Source organism: Paracoccus sp. JM45 (assembly GCF_003590715.1).
Classification (GTDB): Bacteria; Pseudomonadota; Alphaproteobacteria; order Rhodobacterales; family Rhodobacteraceae; genus Paracoccus.
This window is the reverse complement of the sequence record NZ_QQVY01000005.1, coordinates 62,963-85,470: the sequence shown is the minus strand read 5'-3', so window position 1 is coordinate 85,470 and position 22,508 is coordinate 62,963. Positions and strand designations below refer to the sequence as shown.

Here is a 22,508-nt window from a genome sequence, read left to right as displayed (position 1 = left end):
TGGAATGGGTTTCACGATTGGCGCAAAAGCGTCCGGCTTTGCGCCATCGCGTGATGAAAGGGGGCGTTGTCTTGCGACAGATGTGCCATCAGGCTGGCGCCAAGCCACAGTTGGTACAGCGTCGTGGCAAGGGCTTCGGGGTCATCGACAGCGACCATCGATTCGTCGCGGCCTGCTTGGACCAGCGCATCGGACAGCTTGGCAATGATGCCTTGAACACCCTGTTGCAGAATGGCGCGCATATCGGGGGACAGATCGGCCACTTCGGCGGCCAATTTGACGATCAGGCATTTCTGCTGGGCATCGTCGCCGCCCTGTCGCCCCTGCCAGTCAGCGAAATAATCCAGCACCCTGTCGCGGCCGGACAGCTGTCCGTTATCCAGCGTGGCGGCAAGGTTGGCTTCGTAATCGCGGACATAGCGATCCAGCAGCGCACAGCCATATCCCTCTTTCGAGGTGAAATAGTGATAGAAAGACCCCTTGGGCACCTCGGCTTCGGCCAACAATTGGCCAAGGCCGACTGCGGTATAGCCGCGCTGTGCCACAAGGCGGCGTCCGGTATCCAGTATATGGGTGCGTGCATCTGTCATGATACACTACCTATGCACGTTAGACCGATTGTCTAGTGCACTGCTGGAAATAAATTTTTGATAAGTTCAGACTGGCAGGGGTCGTGCACATTGTACCAACCAACGCACATCCCCTGCCCTGATGTTCCATCGCTGCTTACCGCAGGCGGCGGATACTGACCCAGCTTGCCAAGGCCATCACCCCAGCTGTGCCCAGACATAACGGCAATCCACCGAACTGATAGCTGAGGCCGGACAGAAGTGTTCCCAGCAAACGCCCCGCAGCATTTGCCATATAGTAGAAACCGACATCCATCGTGACGCGGTCATTCTTGGAAAACGCAAGAATCAGATAGGAATGCACCGCCGAATTGACCGCGAAGACAAAGCCGAACAGCATCAGCCCCGCAACCAAGGCCAAGGTCAGCCACAGCGCCGGACCCTTGGACAACATCGCCAATCCGGCCAGAACCAAGGGGATCGGCACCAGCCATCCGGCCCATGCGATTGCCTTGTCGACAATGGCCGCAACTGCTTTGCCCTGCGCGGCCAGCAATCGAGGAGCAGCCGCCTGAACCCCCCCATAGGCAATGATCCATGCCGCCATGAATGCGCCGATCAGAAAGAAAGCCTCTCGGCTGCCATCAGGGGTGCCATCCGACAGGACCGAGTGGAAATAGACCGGAATACCGACGACGAACCACACATCCCTTGCACCGAACAGGAACATGCGTGAAAGCGACAGCCGGTTGACCAGCGGGTCACGCGACCAGATGGCGCTGATCTTGCTGTCCTTGCGCCCTTTGGGCAGGCCCTCGGGCAGGAACAAGGCAATCGCGATCAGGATGATGGCCAGCACCGCCGCCATAAACCAGACCGCCGCCTGAAAACCGGCCAGCCCCAGCATCGCGGCCCCAAGGAAGAACCCCAAGCCTTTGACGGCATTCTTCGAGCCCGTCAGCGCCGCGACCCAGCGGAACAGCACCCCGTCACCGGTCGGCGCAAGCACCTTGACCGCTGACTTCGATGACATCTTGGACAGATCCTTGGCGACGCCACTGGCACCCTGCACCGCCATCACAAAGATAACCGATGGCACCATGCCCCATGCCGGATCAAGTTGCGCCAAGGCGATCAGGGCCGCCACCTGCAAACCAAGCCCCGCAAACAGCGTGCTGGCCAAACCAAAGCGCGCGGCAATCCATCCTGCCGCCAGATTGGTGACAATGCCTGCCAGTTCATACAGCAGGAACAGCCACGCCAGCTGGATCGGAGAGAATCCCAACCCGTTGAAATGCAACAACACCAGCATCCGCAGGGCGCCATCCGACAGCATAAAGGTCCAATAGGCCGCCGTTACGGCAATATAAGCGCGCAGGCCGTTCATTTTTCGCCCGCCACCATGCGGACAATATCTGCCAGACGGCAGGCATAGCCCCATTCATTGTCATACCACGCATAGATTTTGACCTGCGTGCCGTTGATGACCATGGTCGATCCGGCGTCGATAATGCCCGACCGTGGATCATTCAGGTAATCGCATGACACCAATGGCCGCTCCTCATATCCCAGAATGCCTTTCAGGGGGCCTTCTGCGGCAGCGGCGAACAGGGCGTTCACCTCGGCTGCGGTGGTGGGGCGTTCGACCTCGAACACGCAATCGGTCAGGGATGCATTCAACAGTGGCACACGCACGGCATGACCGTTCAGACGGCCTGCAAGTTCGGGATAAATCAGCGTGATCGCCGTCGCCGATCCGGTCGAGGTCGGGATCAGGTTCGACAATGCCGACCTTGCGCGGCGTGAATCCTTGGCGGGACGATCCACAATGGTCTGGGTGTTCGTCACATCATGGATGGTCGTGATTGATCCGTGGCGAATGCCCAGACCTTCGTGGATCACCTTGACCACAGGGGCCAGACAGTTGGTTGTGCAGCTGGCTGCCGTGATCAGCCGGTGCTGGTCGGGATCATAATCACCGTGGTTGATGCCATAGACGATGTTCAACGCCCCGCCATCCTTGACCGGTGCCGAAACAACAACCTTTTTCACACTGGCATCAAAATAGGGCTGCACCTTGTCGGCGGTTTTGAAAACACCGGTGCAATCGATCACGACATCGATGCCCATATCCTGCAGCGGCAGATCCTGAATCCGTTTGGCAGAGGTCAGCGCGATCTGCTGGCCGTTGATCACCAGTCCGGCGTCATCATAGCTGATATCTGTGGCCCAGCGCCCGTGGACACTGTCGAATTCCAGCCACATCGCATGTTGTTCAGGCGTTCCGACAGTGTCGTTCAGCAAAACGATCTGTCCGGCGGCACCTGTATCGATCAGGTCGCGCAACACCAGTTTTCCGATACGGCCAAGGCCATTCAGGGCGATCCGGGTCATCATATCAGCCTTTCGGGATGCTTTAATTCAATTAATCATGTATAATAGAAATTAAAAGCACACAACCCGCAAGGCTGTCACGGCGCGGGGTGGACCCCGCGCCCGATATCCCTAGTAACGTCCAGCCATTGCCGACAGCGGCAGCGGACGCAGCTTGTCGGCCTGACCTGCGGTGCCGAAAGCCTCGAAGCGATCCTGACAGACCTGTGCCATCATTTCCATCGCGGGCTTCAGATATTTGCGCGGATCGAATTCCGAAGGATCCTCGGCAAAGCATTTACGGATCGCGGCGGTCATGGCCAGACGGTTGTCGGTGTCGATATTGACCTTGCGAACGCCGTGCTTGATGCCGCGCTGGATTTCCTCGACCGGAACACCCCATGTGGGGCGGATTTCGCCGCCATACTGGTTGATAATCTCTTGCAGATCCTCGGGGACCGAGGATGAGCCGTGCATCACCAGATGGGTGTTGGGAATGCGACGATGGATTTCCTCGATCACACCCATGGCCAGAATGTCGCCATCGGGTTTGCGCGTGAACTTATAGGCACCATGGCTGGTCCCCATCGCAACAGCCAGTGCATCGACACCGGTATCCTTGACGAATTGCTCGGCCTCGGCAGGATCGGTCAGCAGCTGGTCATGGGACAGCTTTTCGGTCGCGCCATGGCCGTCTTCCTGATCGCCCATGCCGGTTTCCAGACTGCCCAGCACGCCCAGCTCACCCTCGACGGACACACCGCAGGCATGCGCCATCTGGGTCACGCGACGGGTAATGTCGGCGTTATATTCATAATTGGCAGGCGTCGTGCCATCGGATTTCAGCGACCCGTCCATCATGACGCTGGTAAAGCCGTTCTGGATCGCCGTCGCGCAGGTTTCCAGACCGTTGCCGTGATCCAGATGCATGCACAGCGGAATATCCGGATAAGCCTTGGCCAGCCCCGAAATCAGACCTGCCAGCACCAGATCATTGGCATAGGCCCGCGCGCCGCGGCTGGCCTGCAGGATAACAGGCGAACGCGTGGCCTGCGCCGCCTTCATGACCGAAAGGCCCTGTTCCAAATTGTTGATGTTGAACGCCGGCACGGCATAGCTGTTTTCAGCGGCGTGGTCCAAAAGCTGACGCAGGGTGATCATAGCCATGTGACTGATCCTTATGACGTAAAATAGGAATGGATAAGATCTATCTCGGCGCTTGCACCGAAATAGAGGGCACACATCTGGTGAAGTTCGTTCGGTTCGACGTCCAGAATGTCGATCTTGCCGTTGGTGGCACGCCCGCCGGCCTGTTCGACAAGATAGGCCATGGGAATGCATTCATAGATCAGACGCAGACGACCGTTTTCATAGCCTCGACGCTTGTCGGCGGGGTACAGGAAGACGCCACCCTGCATCAGGATACGGTGCATGTCGCCCACAGCCGCCGCCAGCCAGCGCATGTTGACGTTGCGGCCATGCGGTCCATCCGCCCCTGCGCGCAGATCGCTGACCCAGCGTTGCAAGTCAGGGGACCAATGCCGTTCGTTCGACGCGTTATAGGCAAAGACCGACGCCTTGGCAGGCAGCGTCAGGTTCTGGCGTGCAACACGGAAGGCATCCACATCTGCGTCAAAAGTCGCCACATGGACGCCCTGTCCCACCGACCAGCCGAAATCGACCGAATGCCCGAAGGACGCATAGCCCGCAGCGACCGCATCACGGCCCTTGCGCAGGAAGCCTTTGTCATCGGCGGGAAGAACCGAAAACAACATGCCCAAAGGCGCGCCGATGCCGATGCTGCCCGACCCGTCGATGGGGTCGATGGCGACATCGAATGCACCGTCGGCATTCAGGGCGATGATCTGCTCGGCTTCCTCGGACAGCACTTGCCGAACGCCCGCGTCGCGCAGGACCGCGATCATATGGTCATGGGCTGCGACATCCAGCGCCTTTTGTTTGTCGCCGCTGTCGTTGGTGCCGACAATTGCCGCCGGATCACCATGCAGGCGCCCCGCTGCAAGTCGCTGCGCCAAAGGTGGTAAAGCCTGTGCAATGGCAAGGACAACACCCTGAACGCCATCGGTGGACAGCATATCGGTCAACAAGGGACCGGTGGCTTCGCTGTCATTTGGAAGGTGTAACATAGTCATGATTGCCTATATCTTGCTTCAATTAAGGTCGCGGCCCCGATGTGTCCGGCCATGTGGCCGGTGCTGTCGGTTGCCGTCATTCCGGCCGGAAATGCAGTCGGGCGGGCCGGCGCCCGCCGGGATGTCGGATGGCTTTGGAACAAGGGGGCCATTCCGTCAGTCCTTGGCGATGATCAAAGCGATGCCCGCGCGGTCCAGATGGGCGCGCGCCTCGGGGGCCGGAGGGGCATCGGTGATGATCGTGTCAAAATCGGTCAGGCGGGCCAAGGATTGCAGCGCCGATCGCCCGAACCGCTGGTGATTGACCATCAGGATCTTGCGATCCGCAACGGCCATCATCGCCCGCTTGGCACGGACCGCGTTGTCGTCCTGATGGAACGCCTGCAACCCCGACACAGCGGGGGCCGAGATAAAGGCAATGTCTGCCCGCAGGCGCGACAGCGAATCTTCGGTCACCATACCGAAAAAGCCGTTGAACTTGGCACTGAAGACACCGCCCAAGGCCATCAATGTGACACGCGGCGCCTCTTTCAGGCGGTCGATCACGGCGGCATTATTGGTGATAACGGTCAGCGGGGCCTTCTCCGTCAGGCTGCCCCCCAGCAGCGCCGCCATCGAGCCGTCATTGACCATCACCGTCATTCCGGGATCGACCAGTTCCAGCGCAGCGCGGGCCATACGGGCCTTGGCTTCGGCGTCCTGTGTTTCACGGATGCGGAAATCGCTTTCGAACTGCGTGCCGGCATCGATCGTCGCCCCGCCACGCACCTTTCGCAGCAGTCCAGCTTGATCCAGATCGTCCAGATCGCGGTGGATCGTCATCTTCGATACCGTAAAGCGGTCAGCCAGATCATCCAGATCAACGGCGCGGGTTTCAACCAGCAAATCCATGATCGCCTGTCTGCGTTCTTCGCGTTTCAAAGCCGGTTCCTCTGTCGGTTCGCTGGCTACATAACATCACGACTGCGATTAACAATGCTATAAAATGTTATTTTGTGATTTATAAATGTTACAATTCTGTGCATCGAGGGGATTTTCGGCCCGACTGCCTGCGTATTGTGCAGCCGGAACTATCGGCCCCAGCAAATGTTGGATGGCGCAAATCGTATTGATACCGAAGGATGAAACATGCCCTCCAACGCACCACTCTTCGCCCCGCTTGCCATCGGTGGCATCGACGCCACCAACCGGATCATCATGGCCCCCCTGACACGGGCGCGGTCCAAGCCCGATGATCTGACCCAGACCGATCTGCACGCGACCTATTACAGTCAACGCGCGGGTGCGGGGCTGATCGTCAGTGAAGCGACCCAGATCAGCACCGAAGGTCAGGGTTATGCGTGGACGCCCGGCATCTATTCCGAGGCGCAGATCGAAGGCTGGCGCAAAGTGACCGATGCAGTCCACGCAAAGGGCGGCAAGATCGTGTGCCAGCTGTGGCATGTGGGTGCGATCAGCCATAACGTCTTCCACGGTGGTGCGGCCCCAGTTTCCGCCAGCGAATGGACCCCCAAGGGCGAGGCTTTTGTCGGCGATCTGTTGCCCGATGGCCCGACCGTTCCCCACCCCAAAGCCCGTGCGCTGGCGCTGGATGAAATTCCGCGTCTGTTGAATGATTTCCGCCACGCATCGGAATGCGCCCGCCGCGCCGGTTTTGACGGGGTCGAGGTGCATGGCGCGAATGGCTATCTGATCGACCAGTTCATGCGGTCCTCGGTCAACAAGCGCAGCGATGAATACGGCGGTCCGGTCCAGAACCGCATCCGCCTGCTGATCGAGGCGGTCCATGCCTCGGCCGAGGCGTGGGGCCCCGGTCAGGTCGGTGTCCGCCTGTCGCCCCAAGGCGGTCCGGGCGGCAGCTTTGACGATGATCCCGATACGCTTTACGTCGAGGCCGCAAAGGCACTTTCCGGTAAAGGACTGGCCTATCTGCATGTGATCCGTCCAAACAATTATACCAGCGACGGGAATGGAAAAGACGCAGCGACCACACTAATGGAAAAAATGAAGGACGCATTCGACGGCGTCTTTATCGCGAACGGCGATTTCTCGGCCCCCGAGGCCGCGATCTGGGTGCAGGATGGAAAAGCCGATGCCGTTGCTTTCGGACGCGATTTTATCGCCAATCCGGATCTGCCGGCCCGTATCGCGCAGGATGGTCCCTATAACGAACCCGACCCCGACACCTTCTATGGCGGTGGTGCCAAAGGGTATACCGACTATCCCGCTTTGGACGATAAATAACAATTCGCGCATCCGGTTCGAACCGGATGCGCGTTTTTCATTCGCAGAACATTTGCGACCGGATCAGGCCGCCGAAACCTGATCCAGTTCTGCCAGCTGGCTTTCCAGCACCAGAACCTGACGGACAGCCTCGGCGGCTTCGGCACCTTTTTTGATAAAATGTTCTGTGAAGAACGCCGTATGCAGATCGGTTTCCTGATAGTTATGCGGCGTCAGTGACACCGAGAAACAGGGAATGCCTGTTTCCAGTCCCGCCTGCATCAGGCCCGTCACCACAGCCTGCGCCACAAAATCATGGCGATAGATACCGCCATCGACCACCAGCGCAGCCGCGACCACGGCGTCATACTTGCCGGTCTGTGCCAGCTTTTTGGCCAGCAAGGGCATTTCGAATGCGCCCGGCACATCATAGGGGTCAATTTGCGCGTTGGGGATCAGACCCGTTGCGGCATCGGTAAAACCGTCATAGGCGCGGTCCACGATATCAGCGTGCCAGCGGGCCTTGATAAAGGCGATACGGGGGGATTGGTTGGTCATCTTGCAGGAACCTTACGTTTGCTTGCGTCAGGTCCCAGAGCACGAGCCATGCCGGACCGGAAAGCGGCCTGACACGGTTCTCTTTCATCCGGACTATACCGTCGGCCCCGGAGTTTCACCGGATCTGCTGACCCCCTTCGGAAAGGGGCGCTCGCGGGCTGTCACCGCCGGTGGGGAATTGCACCCCGCCCTGAGAACATCCCGACCATAGCGCCCCGATGGCGCCGCGCAAGTGTGACGCGGCGCGAAACTGCATCACAGTGGTTCTATGTCGCCCTGCGCGCGATCAGCATGGAACTTGGTGACGAAAGCATCAAGTGTGCCGTTTTCGATGGCATCCCGCAGTCCGGCCATCAGTTGTTGATAGTAATGCAGGTTGTGCCATGTCAGCAGCATGCCGCTGATCATTTCCCCCGAACGGAAAACGTGGTGCAGATAGGCGCGCGAATAGCCGGTGCAGGCGGGGCAGCTGCAGTTTTCATCCAGCGGGCGCGGGTCGTCCTGATGGCGGGCGTTCTTGATGTTGACCTGACCACGCGGGGTCCACGCCTGTCCGGTGCGTCCCGACCGAGAGGGCAGCACGCAATCCATCATGTCGATACCGCGCTGCACCGCACCGACGATGTCATCGGGCTTGCCAACCCCCATCAGATAGCGCGGCTTGTCTTCGGGCAGGAAATCAGATGCGTAATCCAGAACGCCGAACATCGCCTCCTGCCCCTCGCCCACGGCAAGGCCGCCGACGGCGTAGCCGTCAAAGCCGATATCAGTCAGCGCCTTCGCCGATTCCTCACGCAGGTCGCGGGTGACGCCGCCCTGCATGATGCCGAACAGCGCATGGCCCGGACGGTCACCGAATGCGTCCCGCGACCTTTGCGCCCACCGCATCGACAGGCGCATGGATTCGGCCACCGCCGCATCGGTCGCAGGCAGCGCGGGGCATTCGTCGAAGGCCATCACGATATCGGACCCCAGCAGGCGCTGGATTTCCATGCTGCGTTCGGGGGTCAGGTGGTGCTTGGAGCCGTCGATATGGCTGGAAAAGGTCACACCCTCTTCGGTCAGCTTGCGTAGACCCGCCAGCGACATGACCTGAAATCCCCCCGAATCCGTCAGAATGGGGCGTTCCCAGTTCATGAATTTATGCAGCCCGCCCAGACGGGCCACGCGTTCGGCCCCCGGACGCAGCATCAGGTGATAGGTGTTGCCCAGCAGAATGTCGGCACCCGTTTCGCGCACCGAACCGGGCAGCATAGCCTTGACCGTGGCCGCCGTGCCCACGGGCATAAAAGCAGGGGTGCGGATCTGGCCGCGCGGCGTGTTGATGACGCCCGTACGGGCCGCGCCATCCGTCGCATTAAGTGTGAAAGAGATGCGTTTCGTCATGATGCTGCCTGTCGCTGGAACCGGACGTATTTAACCGTCGCGTCGTTCGGACGCAATGCAAAGGGGCACCACTGGACCAAGGGCGGGTCATGCCCTATATAATTGCTCGGAATTGAAGGATGATGTGATGACCGAACCCCTGATGGAAGGCGCGCCGCTGATTACGCCCTCGACCACAGACCATCCGCTGTATGAAGCGATCGTCGAGGCGTGCAAAACGGTTTATGACCCGGAAATTCCGGTCAACATCTATGATCTGGGCCTGATCTATACGATCGAGGCGAATGACCACAACGAGGTGCGCGTCACAATGACCCTGACTGCCCCCGGTTGCCCCGTGGCCGGTGAAATGCCCGGATGGGTCGCAGATGCGATCGAACCTCTGCCCGGCGTCAAGCAGGTCGATGTGGAAATGACGTTCCAGCCGCAATGGGGCATGGATATGATGTCCGACGAGGCGCGTCTGGAACTGGGCTTCATGTAAGCTTTCACGACCTGCGGGGTTGAAGCACCGCAGGTCGGATGACTATCTTGAGGTCAGCAAAAGGAACCCGCCATGTTCGCCATACCCGGCACCGCCCCCGTGACCATCACCGCCGCCGCTGCGGCGCAGATCGCCCGTCTGATGGCGGGTAAAGACGCTTACGGCCTGCGGATCGGGCTTAAAAAGGGCGGATGTGCCGGCATGGAATATACCATGGAGCTGGCTGAAACCCCTTCAAGCAACGAAGAGGTGATCGAACAGAACGGTGCCCGCGTCATCATCGCACCCATGGCACAGATGTTCCTGTTCGGGACCGAAATCGATTACGAAAACGGTCTGCTGGAATCCGGTTTCAAGTTCCGCAATCCCAATGTCACCGATGCCTGCGGTTGCGGTGAATCAGTGACCTTCGAAGCATTGGAAGGCAGTCGCGCACAAAGCTGATGCTGGTGGCATTGGATATTGCATGACCGCCATCCGCTGGATACTTCTTGACAAATTCAGGGAGGAATATCGATGGCACCGCAGAAAATCGCAGCTGGCAACTGGAAAATGAACGGCGATCTGGCGGCACTTACCCAGCTGGATGCTTTGACGGCCGATGGGTGTCAGGTGCTGATCTGCCCCCCTTCGGTGTTGATCCATGCGATGGTTCAGAAGGCCGAAGGCAGTGCCATTCTGGTTGGCGGGCAGGATTGCCATGACAAGACCAGCGGTGCCCATACCGGCGATATTTCCGCCGAGCAAATGCGCGATGTCGGTGCCAGCCATGTGATCCTTGGCCATTCCGAACGCCGCGCCGATCATGGCGAAACAGATGCGGATGTTAGCGCCAAGGCAATTACTGCCCATCAGGCCGGATTGGTAACGGTGATCTGCATCGGCGAAACCGAAAGCCAGCGCGACAGCGGCGAAACACTGCAGGTGATTGCGACACAACTGGCAGGCTCGGTTCCGGACTGCGCGACGGCTGACAATACTGTCATTGCCTATGAACCCGTCTGGGCCATCGGAACAGGCCGCACCCCGACCGAAGACCAGATCGCCGAGGTTCACGCCCTGTTGCGTGACGAACTTGGTGCGCGTTTTACTGATGGTGCCAATATGTCATTGCTTTATGGCGGCAGCGTCAAAGCGGCAAACGCCACCCAGATCTTTGCGATCCCCCATGTCGATGGCGCTTTGGTCGGCGGTGCCAGCCTGAAGGCGGATGATTTTGCCCCCATCATTGCTGCATTGACCGCCGCCTAAGGCATTTTCACCATTGCGCCGCCTGATACAGATCGGTAATCAGGCGGCAGGCACCCGTAGCTCAGCTGGATAGAGCGCTGCCCTCCGAAGGCAGAGGCCAGAGGTTCGAATCCTCTCGGGTGCACCATTTCATGACAATTGTGATCGTTGGTGCCTATCCTTTTGATAGCGTTAGCGCAGCACCATCTGGCTTTTCCTGTCTTTTTCAAATGGCTGGTTGGATTGTTCCAGACGTGACAACAGATCCGAATATTCGGTATTATGAGAGTACGCTTTTATTGCATTAATAATAAGGGCCCAATCGCGGCCGGTTATTCCGTGAATCGACTTAACACCGTTATTCATTTTATAAATCTCCCACTCTAAACTCAGTCTTAGGCCCTTCTGGATATTAACATTGTTCTGTTTTCCGAAAAGCTAGCCATACGTATATCCGCTTTTCGGTATTATTTATGACGCTGACAGGCCAAAGCATCATGCCCTGATCGGGTGGAACAACATTAACCGCTTCTCGTTGAGTCCTGAACAAAAACAGGAGATGACGATGTTTAAATTTCTAGGAGGTGCTGTCGGCATCATCTTTTTGATCGGACTTTTGGTTGTCATCGGCATCTTATCGCTGATTTTCTAGGTTTGCCCCGTTCTGACGCCCTTACGCCGCGGACAACAGGAACCACATCGGGCACTAACCGTTCCAATCACGAAGACTGCGGCACTGGTCAAAATGCCTGTATGGCGATTCCGAGCCAGCGAAGAGAATGGATCACAGACTACCGCGTCAAACCCCGCCCGTTTATTCGGCGCGGGGTTTTTCCATTTGGAACAGGGCGGATTTTTTAACCCTTCGGGGCTTGTTGCAAGGGTCGGGCCGCCTATCATTGCCGGATATCATTTAGCGGAGAATATCATGCCGGATGGAAGCCAGACCCCGATAAAGACGATGCGCAGCATTGTCGTCAACGAATATACCAACAGCCTGCTGGACCCCGATGCACCGATGTTGGGACCGGTGCAGAATGGTGGCACGATCATTGCAAATACGGCACCCGGTTGCTGGGGGCCTATGATTACTCCCCGCCTGCGTGGCGGCCATGAGGTGACCAGGCCGGTTTTCGTCGAAGGCGCGCAGGTCGGTGACGGGGTGGCCATCCGCATCCGCGATATCACCGTGACCTCGACCGCGACGGCATCGGGTCATGATGCCTCGCCCGAGGGGTTCTGTCTGGGCGATCCCTATGTCGCCGCCCGCTGTCCGACATGTGATACAGTCTGGCCCGAAACCCATGTCGACGGCATCGGGCAGGATGCGGTGAAATGCGATACCTGCGACAATCCGGTGACCCCGTTCAACATTGTCCACGGTTATACCGTCACCTTTGACGAAACGCGTAGCGTTGGCCTGACCCTGCCTGCAAACGCCGCCGAAACCATTGCCGCCGATGCCGATCGCTATGCCGCCCTACCTGATGGCAGCAAACAGCATTCAATCCTGAACTATGCGCCGTCGGATATGCCGGGTACGTTGGTGCGGATGCGGCCCTTTATGGGACAGCTGGGCAGTTGCCCCTCCATGCCCATGCCAGACAGCCATAATGCCGGTGATTTCGGGGCGTTTCTGGTTGGCGCGCCGCATGAATATGCAATCACCCCCGAACAGCTGGCCGAACATAAAACCGACGGCCATATGGACATCGATGCCGTGCGGGCCGGCGCTATTCTGGTGGCACCGGTCAAGGTTGAAGGCGCGGGCATCTATATGGGTGACATGCACGCCGGTCAGGGTGACGGAGAGATCGCAGGTCACACCATGGATGTGTCAGGCAGCGTGACCCTGCAGGTCGAGGTTGTCAAAAACTATCCCCTCGACGGACCCGTGCTGTTCCCCCTGTTCGAGGATCTGCCCCCGATGGCGCGTCCCTTTACCCAAGCCGAACAGGCCAAGGGGGCCAAGCTGGCCGCAAAATGGGGCGTGACACAGATTGAACCGCTGGCCCCGATTTCGGTCATCGGGACGGCGGCCAATCTGAATGACGCAATTGAAAACGGTCTGGCCCGTGCCGCCCTGCTGCTGGATGTCACCGTGGCCGAGATCCGCAACCGCGCCACCATCAATGGGGCGATCGAGATCGGGCGTGCGCCCGGCGTTATTCAGGTCACTTTCCTTGCGCCGCTGGCTAAGCTGGATGCCGTCGGATTGGGCGGCTTTGCCCGCGAACAATACGGGCTGTAGCCTAATCCGCGCAGCTTAATCGGGCTGCGCGGCCCAATCGGCCATTTGCGACAGAAAGTCATCACAGGCATCCAGCTGCGACTGGTCGATATATTCATCAGGCTTATGCGCCTGCCCAATCGACCCCGGACCGCAGATGATCGTCGGCACATCCAGCATCTGATCAAAGCGCCCGCCCTCGGTCCCGAAGGCGACCTTGGAATGACCGTTCTTGCCGGTCATCCGCTTGGCCAATGTCACGATGGGTGCATCGGGTGCGGTGTCCAGACCGGGGAATTGGGCGTATAGATCGATGTCGATCCCTGCTTCGGGGGCGACAGCCTGCATGGCCGGTTCCAGTTCGGCGGCATAGTCGCGCAATTCCTGCACCAATGCGTCGGCGTCCTCATGCGGCAGGACGCGGAATTCACAATCGAAGGTGCAGCTGTCAGGCACGATATTCAGCGCGGTTCCGCCGTGGATGACGCCTGTATGGGCCGTGCTGTGGGTGATGTCGTAATCGGCGTCGTTATCGCCGGTCGATGCCAGTCTGTCCGCAATATCCTGCATGCGGACCACCATGCGCGCGGCATAATTTACCGCGTTCACGCCTTGCGGCGCCAATGACGAATGGCAGGATTCACCCCGCACCGTCACCCGCATCGAGCGTTTGGCCTTATGCCCCGTCACCACCTGCATCATCGTCGGTTCGCCGACGATACACATGGCGGGCCGGATGTTCTGGGCCTGCAACATTTCCAGCAATCCGACGACACCGACGCAGCCGACCTCTTCGTCATAGGAAAAGGCCAGATGCACAGGACGTTTCAGTTGACGCGCCACCAAAGAAGGAACGGCTGCAAGGGCGCAGGCCAGAAACCCCTTCATGTCGCAAGAACCACGCCCGTAAAGACGCCCGTCACGCGCATCCAGCGTGAAGGGATCACTGGCCCAATCCTGATTGTCGACCGGCACGGTATCGGTATGCCCTGACAGAATGACACCCGCCTGATCCGCAGGGCCGATGGTGGCCCAAAGATTGGCCTTCTGGCCGGTCGCATCCATCACCAGACGGCTTTCGACGCCATAGGATGACAGGAAGGTCTGAACATAGTCGATCAGCGCAAGGTTCGAATTTCTGCTGGTCGTATCGAAGGTGACCAATCGGGCCAGAATTTCGCGGCTGGACGGGGTGGACATCAGATATTCCTTTTTCGGATCAGATATTTGTCGGAACAGTGGGATAGGCATTGCGGTCAAGACTGGCCCGCGTTGCCTGAATAAAGGCCAGCGTCACCGCCGATGGCGCATGACTGGAAGGCAGCAGGAAATTGGTGGTGTAACAAAGCGTCGGAACAAACGGGCGCAATACCACCCCCTCGCCCATCTGGTGGACCAGCGGGAAAGGATTCAACAGGGACACACCAAGGCCTTCGCGCACGAACTCCATCGCCGAGACGTTGGTCGAGGCTTCGATCACGATGTTCAGATTGACCCCCGCCTTGTCGAAGACGCGGTCGATGGCAACACGGCTGGAATGGCGGCGTGACAGGGCGATGAAATCTTCGCCTTGCAGGTCGGTGGGACGAATCACATCCAGTCCCGCAAGCGGATGATGCTGCGGCAATATGCAGATTGCCTGTGTTTCAAGCAGTTGCTCATTCTGAATGCCTTCATGGGCAGTAATGCTGTCGGTCAGCCCCACGTCAAAGCGGCATTCGGCGATTCCGGTCAGCAGGCTATCGCTGGACAGCACCTCGAAGGTGATCTGCAGATCGGGGTTCTGCTTTTTGAAAGCGGCGATTCGACTGGGCAGAAAGCGGTGCGCGATAGTCGGCGGGGCTACAATCGCCAGCGTCCCGACATGCGCTTTTTCGGGTTGGTCGGCATGATTGGCAATGCGCGCAAGGGTGTCGAAAACCGGCGTAAGCTGTTCATTGATCGACATTGCCTCGACCGTGGGGACCAGCCGCCCGCCTGCCCGCAAAAACAGCTGGAAGCCCAATCTTTCCTCAAGCTGGGCCAACCGACGGCTGACAGCGGATTGCGAAATCCCCAACCGGCGGGCAGCGCTGATGGCCGTGCCTGCCGTCACCAAAGCCTGCAAAACCTCAAGCTCGCGCAGGGTAATTCCTGATCTTCGGTCTTTTGCCGCAGCAGATATTTCGGAATTCATAATAACCTATGACAAAAACGCATACAGATTCTTTGTTGACTTCTGTTTAACGCATAATAGTTTCAACGCCAAGCAGGATTGCACCATCGGGGATCAACCCCGGGACTGAAAAAGCGAAAACAACCAATAGGAAGGATCTTCCGGTGAAAGCACTTACGTTGCCACTGATGGCGGGCCTGATTGCCGCTGGCATGACCCCCGCGCTGGCGCAGGACCTGTCCATCGGCCTGAAATCCGAAGCCACCTCGATGGACCCGCAATTCCACCAGCTGTCGACGAACATCCAGGTTGCCAAGAACATCTTCGAGGCGCTGACCACGCAGGACGCCGTCCAGAAAGTCACCCCCGGTCTGGCCGAAAGCTGGGAAGCGGTGGATGACACCACATGGCGCTTCAAGCTGCGCCAAGGCGTCAAATTCCACGATGGCAGTGATTTCACCGCCCGTGACGTGATCTATTCATTCTGCCGCGTGCCGCTGGTGGAAAATTCGCCATCGGCATTTACCATCTTTACCGGTGGCATTGCCGATATGCAGGCCGAAGACGATCACACGCTGATCATCAAGACCAAAGCAACCAACCCCCTGCTGCCCACCGATCTGTGGAGCCTTGCGGTGTTGTCGGCCAACGCTTTGGGCGCAGAAGACACCGTCACCTTTGGCACGGACGGCACCTGCGAAGGCATGGGCGATGTCCCGCAATCGCATGCATTCAATTCACCCGATGTTGCGGTCGGGACCGGCCCTTACAAGCTGGAAAGCTATACCCGCGGGTCGGAAATGACCGTGACCCGTTTTGACGATTACTGGGGTGGCAAGCCTGATTGGGAACGCGTTGTCATGCGCCCGATCACCAGCGATGGCCCCCGTGTGGCGGCCCTGTTGGCAGGCGATGTCGATATGATTGAATCGCCCCCCATTCAGGACATCAAACGTATCGAGGGCGAAGGCTTTCACATCGTCGATGCGCTGTCGAACCGCATCATCTATCTGCACATGCAGCAGGTCGAAGATGCCCCCGGCATCGAAGGCACCGACGGCAAGAACCCCCTGCTGGACCCCCGCGTCCGCGAGGCGATCTCGATCTCGATCAACCGCGAAGCCATCGCCGAACGCATCATGGGTGGTTATGCCCAGCCTGCGGGCGAATTGCTGCCGCCGCCGATGTTTGGCACCTCGGGGCGCGCTGTCGATACCTATGACGTTGATCGCGCCAAGGAATTGCTGGCCGAGGCGGGCTATCCCGACGGTTTCACGATCACGCTGGGAACGCCGAACGACCGTTATATCAATGATGAACAGGTCGCGCAGGCTGTAGCCCAGATGATGGCGCGGATCGGCATCAACACCAATGTCGATGCCAGCACCGCCAGCCAGTTCTTTAGCCGCCGCAACGCGCTGGAATTCCCGATCTATATGGCCGGTTGGGGCGCATCTTCGGGCGATATGTCATCGCCGCTGAAATCGCTGGTTGCGACCTATAACGCCGATACCGGCATGGGCCCGACCAATGCGGGCCGCTATTCCAACCCCGACATGGACAAGGTCCTGATCGAGGCGATGGCCACCATCGACGACTCCAAACGCGACGAAATGCTGCAACAGGCCGAAACGATGGTTCTGGACGATTTCGGCATCATCCCGCTGCATTACGAACAGACCGTGTGGGCGATGAAGCCGACCCTGTCCTATGAGCCGCGCGTCGATCAATACACCATGGCCACCGAGGTCAAACCTGTCGCAGCCGAGTGATCCGACCCTTCCGGCATCCCTGAACGGGGTGCCGGACCTTACCGAATGCCGGACCACGAAGGACCCCCGCCATGATCGTCTATCTTGTCCGCCGCTTGGGCCAAAGCATGCTTGCCATTATGGCAATGGCGGTGCTGGTCTTTGCCGGCGTCTATTTCATCGGCAATCCCGTCGATGTGCTGATCAACCCCGAGGCCACGCAGGCCGATATCATTGCCACAACCCAACGTCTGGGGTTGGACAAACCGCTGTACCAACAGTTCGGGATCTTTATCTGGAACGCGCTGCATGGCGATCTGGGCACCTCGTTCGTCTATGGCCGTCCGGCGCTGGACATTATTATGGAGCGTCTGCCCGCTACGATGGAGCTGGCGGTTGTCGCCCTGTTTCTGTCGGTTGGCATCGGCATCCCCTTGGGTGTCTGGGCCGGTCTGCGCCCCAAAAGCATCGCCGGACGCACCATCATGGGCGGCTCCATCCTTGGTTTTTCGCTGCCGAACTTCTGGCAGGGGATGCTGCTGATTCTGGTCTTTGCCGTCATCCTTGGGTGGATGCCTGCCGGTGGCCGCGGTGAGACAACCGAATTTCTGGGCATGCAAGTCAGCTTTTTGACATGGGACGGGCTCAGCCACCTGATCCTGCCCGCCATCAATCTGGCGCTGTTCAAGATGTCGCTGATCATCCGCCTTGCCCGCGCAAACACGCGCGAGGTCTGCATGCAGGATTACGTCAAATTCGCCCGCGCCAAGGGCCTGTCCAGCCGCCGCGTTGTGTTGGTCCATGTGCTGAAAAACATCATGATCCCGATCGTGACCATCATCGGTCTGGAACTGGGGTCGATGGTCGCCTTTGCCATTGTGACTGAAACCGTCTTTGCATGGCCGGGCATGGGCAAGCTGTTGATCGACAGCATCAACCTTTTGGATCGCCCCGTGATCGTGGCCTATCTGATGCTGACCGTGCTGATCATTGTCGCCATCAACCTGCTGGTCGATGTGATCTATTCCCTGCTGGACCCACGCATCCGCCTGTCGGAGATGAAGGGATGACCGAGATTACCACCAACGCCCCCGCCCGCATCGATAGCCCCTCTAAACGCATTTTCAAGGAATTCATTGAGGATCGCATTGCCGTCGTCGGCCTGCTATTGTTCGTCATCGTCGCGCTGATCGCGATTGCCGCGCCGTGGATCGCGCCGCAGAACCCCTATGATCTGGCGCAGCTGGACATCATGGACGGCGCCCTGCCCCCGGGCGAGGTCAGCTTTGCCACAGGCCAGACCTATTGGTTGGGCACTGACCAACAGGGGCGCGATATGGTGTCGGCCATTATGTACGGGCTGCGCATCAGCCTGCTGGTTGCCACAGTGTCGCTGGGGCTGGCGATTACAATCGGCACCATTATCGGCGTCGTTGCGGCTTATTTCGGCGGCAAACTGGACAGCTTTATCATGCGGATCGTCGATCTTCAGTTGTCCTTCCCTGCCATCCTGATCGCGCTGATCCTGTTGGCGCTGCTGGGGCGCGGGGTCGATAAGGTGATCCTTGCGCTGGTGATCGTGCAATGGGCCTATTACGCCCGCACCGTCCGCAGTTCGGCCATTGTCGAACGCCGCAAGGATTACATCGATGCCGCCCGCTGTCTGGCGCTGTCGAACCGGCGCATCATGTTCCGCCACCTGCTGCCCAATTGCGTCCCGCCGCTGATCGTGGTCGCCACCGTGCAGATTGCACAGGCCATCGCCCTGGAGGCGACGCTGTCATTCCTTGGCGTCGGCGTGCCCATCACCGAACCCTCATTGGGGCTGCTGATCGCCAATGGCTATGACTACCTACTGTCGGGCAGCTACTGGATCAGCATTTTCCCCGGCCTGGCCCTGGTGGTGACTATCGTTGCCATCAACCTTGTCGGCGACCGCCTGCGCGATGTCCTGAACCCGAGGTTGCAGAAATGACCAAACTTCTTGAAGTCAAAGATCTGCAAACGCATTTCTTCACCCGCGACGGCGTGGCCAAAGCCGTCGATGGCGTCAGCTTTTCCCTGAACAGGGGCGAGATCCTTGGGCTGGTCGGCGAATCCGGTTCCGGCAAATCGGTCACGGGGTTCTCGATCCTGGGGTTGGTCGATGAACCGGGCCGCGTCGCCGGCGGGCAGATCATCTTTGACGGCGACGATCTGGTCGCCAAAGGGGAACCGTTGCTGCGCAACCTGCGCGGCAAGCGGATCGCGATGATCTTTCAGGACCCGATGATGACCCTGAACCCCGTACTGCGGATCGACACGCAAATGGTCGAAACCGTGCGTGCCCATGAAAACGTCTCCAAAGCCGAGGCCCTGCGCCGGTCGCGCGACGCTTTGGTGCAGGTGGGCATTTCATCGCCCGACGAACGGTTGCAAAGCTATCCGCACCAGTTTTCGGGCGGGATGCGCCAGCGTGTGGCCATTGCCATCGCCCTGCTGCACAAGCCAGACCTGATTATCGCAGATGAACCCACGACTGCGCTGGACGTCACAATCCAGGCCCAGATCCTGGCCGAGGTGCAGTCCCTTTGCGCCAAATCCGGCACGGCACTGATCTGGATCACCCATGATCTGGCCGTGGTGTCAGGTTTGGCCGACCGTCTGGCCGTGATGTATGCGGGCCGCATTATCGAGGAAGGTCCCACCGCCCAGATCATCGCCAACCCCAGCCACCCCTATACACGCGGGCTGATCGACAGCGTGCCGCAGGGCAAACGCCACGGTGCGCTGCTGACGCAGATCAAGGGCATGACGCCATCGCTGCTGAAACTGCCGAAAGGGTGCAAATTCGCCCCGCGCTGTCCGCGTGCCGATGCCGCCTGTCAGGCAGAACCCGCATTGGACCTGATCGGGCCGGATCGCAGCGTGCGCTGTTTCCACCCCCATGCCGAAGCCGACGGAAAGGCCGCCTTGTGACCCAAGATACCATCCTTCAAATCGACGGCGTCTCGAAGCGGTTTACCAAAGACCTTGATATTGCCGAAAAAGCCGCCCGCAAACTGGGCGCCAAGATCGCGCCGATGACCGTCCATGCGGTCGACAACGTCAGCCTTGATATCAAACGAGGCGAGGTTTTGGGCCTTGTCGGTGAATCGGGTTGCGGCAAATCCACCCTTGGCCGGATGGTGGCGGGGCTGGCCTCGCCCAGCAACGGGCACATCCACTTTAACGGGCAGGATGTGGCGGGACTGAAAGGCGCTGCGGCCCGCGATGCGGCGCTGAAAATCCAGATGGTGTTTCAGGACCCGATGTCATCGCTGAACCCGCGCATCCGCATCCGCGATATCGTGGGCGAGGCACCGCGCGTCCATGGCATCGCCCCGCGCGGTCAGGTCGATGAATATGTCGAATCGATCCTGCAGCAGGTCGGTCTGGACCCCAGCACCGCCAAGCGTTACCCGCACCAGTTTTCCGGCGGTCAGCGAGCACGCATCGGCATTGCCCGGGCGCTGGCTGTAAAACCCGATTTTCTGGTCTGTGATGAATCTGTGGCGGCACTGGATGTGTCCATTCAGGCGCAGGTGCTGAACCTGTTCGTCAAGCTGCGTCAGGACAATGACCTGACCTATCTGTTTGTCAGCCATGATCTGGGCGTGGTCGAACATATCTCGGACCGGATCGCGGTGATGTATCTGGGACGGCTGGTCGAACTGGGCACCGCCGAGGATCTGATCGCGCGCCCCAACCACCCCTATACCCAAGCCCTGATCAGCGAGATCCCGACATTCGAAACCGGCAAGCGTAGCTATCACGCCATCAAGGGCGAAATTCCATCGCCGTTGAACCCGCCCAAAGGGTGCCATTTCCACCCCCGCTGCCCCCACGCCCATGACCGCTGCCGGATCGAGGTGCCCGCGTTAAAGCAGGTCGCCGCCGGTCGCATGTCCGCCTGCCATTTGAACGACGGGGCCTGATCCGCCCCTTACAGGAGAATACGATGCGTAATGACAATCCGATCTGGTCCTTCGTCGATGCAAAAGGACCGGAATTCACCGGTCTGGCCGACCGCGTCTTCGACACGCCCGAACTGGCCTATACCGAAACCAAATCCTGCGCCCAGCACACGCAGATGCTGCGCGACCAAGGCTTCCGCGTCACCGAAAACGTCGCGGGCATTCCGACCGCCGTCATGGGCGAGGCTGGCACCGGTGGCCCGATCATCGCCATCCTTGGCGAATATGACGCCCTGCCCGGCCTGTCGCAGGAACCCGGTCTGGCCGAACCCAAACAGATCGCCGATCACGGTTTCGGTCACGGCTGCGGTCATAATCTGTTGGGGTCGGCTGCATTGTCCGCCGCCACCGCCGTCAAGGACTGGCTGGAATCCGAAGGTATCGAAGGCCGCGTCCGTTATTACGGTTGCCCTGCCGAAGAAGGCGGCGCTGCCAAGACCTATATGGTGCGCGACGGCCAGTTCGATGACGTGGATATCGCCATCACATGGCATCCGGCCAGCTTCAACGCCGTGGACGACATGCGGTCGCTGGCAAATACCCGCATCGATTTCACCTTCACCGGCAAGGCCGCCCATGCCGCGGGTGCCCCCGAACTGGGCCGTTCCGCGCTGGATTCAGTCGAACTGATGAACATCGGCATCAATTACATGCGTGAACACATGCCCGATGCGGCACGAGTGCATTACGCCTATCTGGATGCCGGCGGGATTGCACCGAATGTGGTGCAGGCCAAGGCGACCGTGCGCCAGCTGATCCGCAGCCCCGATCTGGCCGGCCTGCAATCGCTGGTCCAGCGGGTGCGCAATATGGCCGATGGCGCGGCGCTGATGTCGGGAACGGCTGTCACATCACAGGTGTTTTCTGCTGTGTCGAACCTGATCGGCAACCGTCCCCTGTCGCTGGCAATGCAGGCCGAATTCGAGGCGCTTGGCCCCGTCCCCTTCGACGATCAGGACAAAGCCTTTGCCACCGATATCCGCAAATCGCTGGCCCGCGAAGACATCGCGGATACCTTCCAGCGCTTGGCAATGAAGCCCGATTATGACAAGTCGATGTGTGATTTCATCGCGCCTTTGGACCGTCCGTTCATGGGCGGCATGGGATCGACCGATGTGGGCGACGTCAGCTGGGCTGTGCCGACCGTTCAGGCACGCGTCGCGACCTGCGCTGTGGGGACCGCGCTGCATACGTGGCAGCAGACGGCACAGGGCAAGGCCCCTGCCGCGCATAAGGGCATGCTGCATGCGGCCAAGGTCATGGCCTCGACCGCGCGCAAGGCGCTGACCGATCCAGCCCTGATCAAGGCGGCCAAAGGGGCGCATCGGGAACATCTGGCTGAATTCCCCTATTCCTGCCCGATTCCGCCGGAAACCACCCCGCCGATCGGTGCGGCATAAT

General features: G+C 59.4%; 21 protein-coding genes, 1 tRNA gene and 1 riboswitch. Of the genes, 12 read left to right on the top strand and 10 right to left on the bottom strand.

Annotated features, from left to right (window positions below; genetic code table 11):
* Nucleotides 1-11 precede the first annotated feature (11 nt).
* The 6 genes from DWB67_RS09485 to DWB67_RS09460 form a co-directional block, all read right to left on the bottom strand.
* On the bottom strand, nt 12-590 hold the full coding sequence (locus DWB67_RS09485) for a TetR/AcrR family transcriptional regulator (protein ID WP_119807300.1): 579 nt from the start codon (nt 588-590) through the stop codon (nt 12-14).
* A gap of 136 nt (nt 591-726) precedes the next feature.
* Nucleotides 727-1,956 carry an organoarsenical effux MFS transporter ArsJ gene (arsJ, locus tag DWB67_RS09480; RefSeq protein WP_119807299.1) on the bottom strand — a complete coding sequence of 410 codons (1,230 nt, stop codon included), beginning with the start codon at nt 1,954-1,956 and terminating at the stop codon, nt 727-729.
* Complete coding sequence (locus DWB67_RS09475) at nt 1,953-2,963, bottom strand: ArsJ-associated glyceraldehyde-3-phosphate dehydrogenase (protein WP_119807398.1); 1,011 nt, start codon at nt 2,961-2,963, stop codon at nt 1,953-1,955. Before DWB67_RS09475 ends, arsJ begins: the two co-directional genes overlap by 4 nt.
* A gap of 111 nt (nt 2,964-3,074) precedes the next feature.
* The gene (gene fba, locus DWB67_RS09470) at nt 3,075-4,109 is read right to left on the bottom strand and encodes a class II fructose-bisphosphate aldolase (RefSeq protein ID WP_119807298.1); all 1,035 of its coding nucleotides are present in this window, start codon (nt 4,107-4,109) and stop codon (nt 3,075-3,077) included.
* Nucleotides 4,110-4,120: 11 nt separating this feature from the next.
* Nucleotides 4,121-5,095 (bottom strand): class 1 fructose-bisphosphatase, encoded by a 975-nt coding sequence (locus DWB67_RS09465; RefSeq protein WP_370453581.1) that lies wholly within the window; start codon nt 5,093-5,095, stop codon nt 4,121-4,123.
* Nucleotides 5,096-5,251: 156 nt separating this feature from the next.
* Nucleotides 5,252-6,016, bottom strand: a complete 765-nt coding sequence (locus DWB67_RS09460) for a DeoR/GlpR family DNA-binding transcription regulator (RefSeq protein WP_119807296.1) — start codon at nt 6,014-6,016, stop codon at nt 5,252-5,254.
* A 207-nt stretch (nt 6,017-6,223) separates the two neighbouring features.
* Here DWB67_RS09460 and DWB67_RS09455 point away from each other — a divergent pair, with 207 nt between their 5' ends.
* Complete coding sequence (locus DWB67_RS09455; RefSeq protein WP_119807295.1) at nt 6,224-7,339, top strand: alkene reductase; 1,116 nt, start codon at nt 6,224-6,226, stop codon at nt 7,337-7,339.
* A 63-nt stretch (nt 7,340-7,402) separates the two neighbouring features.
* Here the strand turns inward: DWB67_RS09455 and DWB67_RS09450 are convergent, their stop codons facing one another.
* Together DWB67_RS09450 and tgt are read right to left on the bottom strand one after the other, a co-directional pair.
* Nucleotides 7,403-7,876: a 6,7-dimethyl-8-ribityllumazine synthase gene (locus DWB67_RS09450; RefSeq protein WP_119807294.1), complete on the bottom strand. Its 474-nt coding sequence runs from the start codon at nt 7,874-7,876 to the stop codon at nt 7,403-7,405.
* A 72-nt stretch (nt 7,877-7,948) separates the two neighbouring features.
* Nucleotides 7,949-8,078, bottom strand: a riboswitch (FMN riboswitch).
* Nucleotides 8,079-8,131: 53 nt separating this feature from the next.
* Nucleotides 8,132-9,262, bottom strand: coding sequence for a tRNA guanosine(34) transglycosylase Tgt (tgt, locus tag DWB67_RS09445; protein WP_119807293.1), 1,131 nt, complete (start codon nt 9,260-9,262; stop codon nt 8,132-8,134).
* A gap of 127 nt (nt 9,263-9,389) precedes the next feature.
* Here tgt and DWB67_RS09440 point away from each other — a divergent pair, with 127 nt between their 5' ends.
* From DWB67_RS09440 to DWB67_RS09415, 5 genes are all read left to right on the top strand, one after another.
* Nucleotides 9,390-9,746, top strand: a complete 357-nt coding sequence (locus tag DWB67_RS09440) for an SUF system Fe-S cluster assembly protein (RefSeq protein ID WP_119807292.1) — start codon at nt 9,390-9,392, stop codon at nt 9,744-9,746.
* Nucleotides 9,747-9,818: 72 nt separating this feature from the next.
* A complete protein-coding gene (locus DWB67_RS09435) occupies nt 9,819-10,190 on the top strand; it encodes an iron-sulfur cluster assembly accessory protein (RefSeq protein WP_119807291.1) in 372 nt (123 codons plus the stop codon).
* Nucleotides 10,191-10,262: 72 nt separating this feature from the next.
* On the top strand, nt 10,263-10,997 hold the full coding sequence (tpiA, locus tag DWB67_RS09430; protein WP_119807290.1) for a triose-phosphate isomerase: 735 nt from the start codon (nt 10,263-10,265) through the stop codon (nt 10,995-10,997).
* A gap of 50 nt (nt 10,998-11,047) precedes the next feature.
* Nucleotides 11,048-11,124, top strand: a tRNA-Arg gene (locus tag DWB67_RS09425).
* Nucleotides 11,125-11,904: 780 nt separating this feature from the next.
* Entirely contained in the window at nt 11,905-13,227 is a 1,323-nt protein-coding gene (locus tag DWB67_RS09415; protein ID WP_119807288.1) for an acetamidase/formamidase family protein, read from the top strand.
* Between the two features lie 15 nt (nt 13,228-13,242).
* Here DWB67_RS09415 and argE read toward each other — a convergent pair whose 3' ends face one another.
* Entirely contained in the window at nt 13,243-14,406 is a 1,164-nt protein-coding gene (gene argE, locus DWB67_RS09410; protein ID WP_119807287.1) for an acetylornithine deacetylase, read from the bottom strand.
* A gap of 19 nt (nt 14,407-14,425) precedes the next feature.
* A complete protein-coding gene (locus tag DWB67_RS09405) occupies nt 14,426-15,382 on the bottom strand; it encodes a LysR substrate-binding domain-containing protein (RefSeq protein WP_119807286.1) in 957 nt (318 codons plus the stop codon).
* A 143-nt stretch (nt 15,383-15,525) separates the two neighbouring features.
* Here DWB67_RS09405 and DWB67_RS09400 point away from each other — a divergent pair, with 143 nt between their 5' ends.
* The 6 genes from DWB67_RS09400 to DWB67_RS09375 all read left to right on the top strand — a co-directional run bounded on the left by DWB67_RS09400 (nt 15,526) and on the right by DWB67_RS09375 (nt 22,507).
* Nucleotides 15,526-17,133, top strand: coding sequence for an ABC transporter substrate-binding protein (locus DWB67_RS09400; protein ID WP_220475109.1), 1,608 nt, complete (start codon nt 15,526-15,528; stop codon nt 17,131-17,133).
* A 71-nt stretch (nt 17,134-17,204) separates the two neighbouring features.
* Entirely contained in the window at nt 17,205-18,182 is a 978-nt protein-coding gene (locus DWB67_RS09395; protein ID WP_119807285.1) for an ABC transporter permease, read from the top strand.
* Nucleotides 18,179-19,087, top strand: a complete 909-nt coding sequence (locus tag DWB67_RS09390) for an ABC transporter permease (protein WP_119807284.1) — start codon at nt 18,179-18,181, stop codon at nt 19,085-19,087. Before DWB67_RS09395 ends, DWB67_RS09390 begins: the two co-directional genes overlap by 4 nt.
* Nucleotides 19,084-20,070 carry an ABC transporter ATP-binding protein gene (locus DWB67_RS09385; protein WP_119807283.1) on the top strand — a complete coding sequence of 329 codons (987 nt, stop codon included), beginning with the start codon at nt 19,084-19,086 and terminating at the stop codon, nt 20,068-20,070. Before DWB67_RS09390 ends, DWB67_RS09385 begins: the two co-directional genes overlap by 4 nt.
* A complete protein-coding gene (locus tag DWB67_RS09380; protein WP_119807282.1) occupies nt 20,067-21,068 on the top strand; it encodes an ABC transporter ATP-binding protein in 1,002 nt (333 codons plus the stop codon). The genes DWB67_RS09385 and DWB67_RS09380 overlap by 4 nt, the downstream gene beginning before the upstream one ends.
* Nucleotides 21,069-21,091: 23 nt before the next feature.
* Complete coding sequence (locus DWB67_RS09375; protein ID WP_119807281.1) at nt 21,092-22,507, top strand: M20 family metallopeptidase; 1,416 nt, start codon at nt 21,092-21,094, stop codon at nt 22,505-22,507.
* The last annotated feature ends 1 nt before the right edge of the window (nt 22,508 follow it).

What these genes read in the sequence shown, in the direction of transcription:
- DWB67_RS09485 (WP_119807300.1), bottom strand. Translation starts at nt 590, where the DNA reads ATGACAGATGCACGCACCCATATACTGGATACCGGACGCCGCCTTGTG.
- arsJ (WP_119807299.1), bottom strand. Translation starts at nt 1,956, where the DNA reads ATGAACGGCCTGCGCGCTTATATTGCCGTAACGGCGGCCTATTGGACC.
- DWB67_RS09475 (WP_119807398.1), bottom strand. Translation starts at nt 2,963, where the DNA reads ATGACCCGGATCGCCCTGAATGGCCTTGGCCGTATCGGAAAACTGGTG.
- fba (WP_119807298.1), bottom strand. Translation starts at nt 4,109, where the DNA reads ATGGCTATGATCACCCTGCGTCAGCTTTTGGACCACGCCGCTGAAAAC.
- DWB67_RS09465 (WP_370453581.1), bottom strand. Translation starts at nt 5,095, where the DNA reads ATGACTATGTTACACCTTCCAAATGACAGCGAAGCCACCGGTCCCTTG.
- DWB67_RS09455 (WP_119807295.1), top strand. Translation starts at nt 6,224, where the DNA reads ATGCCCTCCAACGCACCACTCTTCGCCCCGCTTGCCATCGGTGGCATC.
- DWB67_RS09450 (WP_119807294.1), bottom strand. Translation starts at nt 7,876, where the DNA reads ATGACCAACCAATCCCCCCGTATCGCCTTTATCAAGGCCCGCTGGCAC.
- tgt (WP_119807293.1), bottom strand. Translation starts at nt 9,262, where the DNA reads ATGACGAAACGCATCTCTTTCACACTTAATGCGACGGATGGCGCGGCC.
- DWB67_RS09440 (WP_119807292.1), top strand. Translation starts at nt 9,390, where the DNA reads ATGACCGAACCCCTGATGGAAGGCGCGCCGCTGATTACGCCCTCGACC.
- DWB67_RS09435 (WP_119807291.1), top strand. Translation starts at nt 9,819, where the DNA reads ATGTTCGCCATACCCGGCACCGCCCCCGTGACCATCACCGCCGCCGCT.
- tpiA (WP_119807290.1), top strand. Translation starts at nt 10,263, where the DNA reads ATGGCACCGCAGAAAATCGCAGCTGGCAACTGGAAAATGAACGGCGAT.
- DWB67_RS09415 (WP_119807288.1), top strand. Translation starts at nt 11,905, where the DNA reads ATGCCGGATGGAAGCCAGACCCCGATAAAGACGATGCGCAGCATTGTC.
- argE (WP_119807287.1), bottom strand. Translation starts at nt 14,406, where the DNA reads ATGTCCACCCCGTCCAGCCGCGAAATTCTGGCCCGATTGGTCACCTTC.
- DWB67_RS09405 (WP_119807286.1), bottom strand. Translation starts at nt 15,382, where the DNA reads ATGAATTCCGAAATATCTGCTGCGGCAAAAGACCGAAGATCAGGAATT.
- DWB67_RS09395 (WP_119807285.1), top strand. Translation starts at nt 17,205, where the DNA reads ATGATCGTCTATCTTGTCCGCCGCTTGGGCCAAAGCATGCTTGCCATT.
- DWB67_RS09390 (WP_119807284.1), top strand. Translation starts at nt 18,179, where the DNA reads ATGACCGAGATTACCACCAACGCCCCCGCCCGCATCGATAGCCCCTCT.
- DWB67_RS09385 (WP_119807283.1), top strand. Translation starts at nt 19,084, where the DNA reads ATGACCAAACTTCTTGAAGTCAAAGATCTGCAAACGCATTTCTTCACC.
- DWB67_RS09375 (WP_119807281.1), top strand. Translation starts at nt 21,092, where the DNA reads ATGCGTAATGACAATCCGATCTGGTCCTTCGTCGATGCAAAAGGACCG.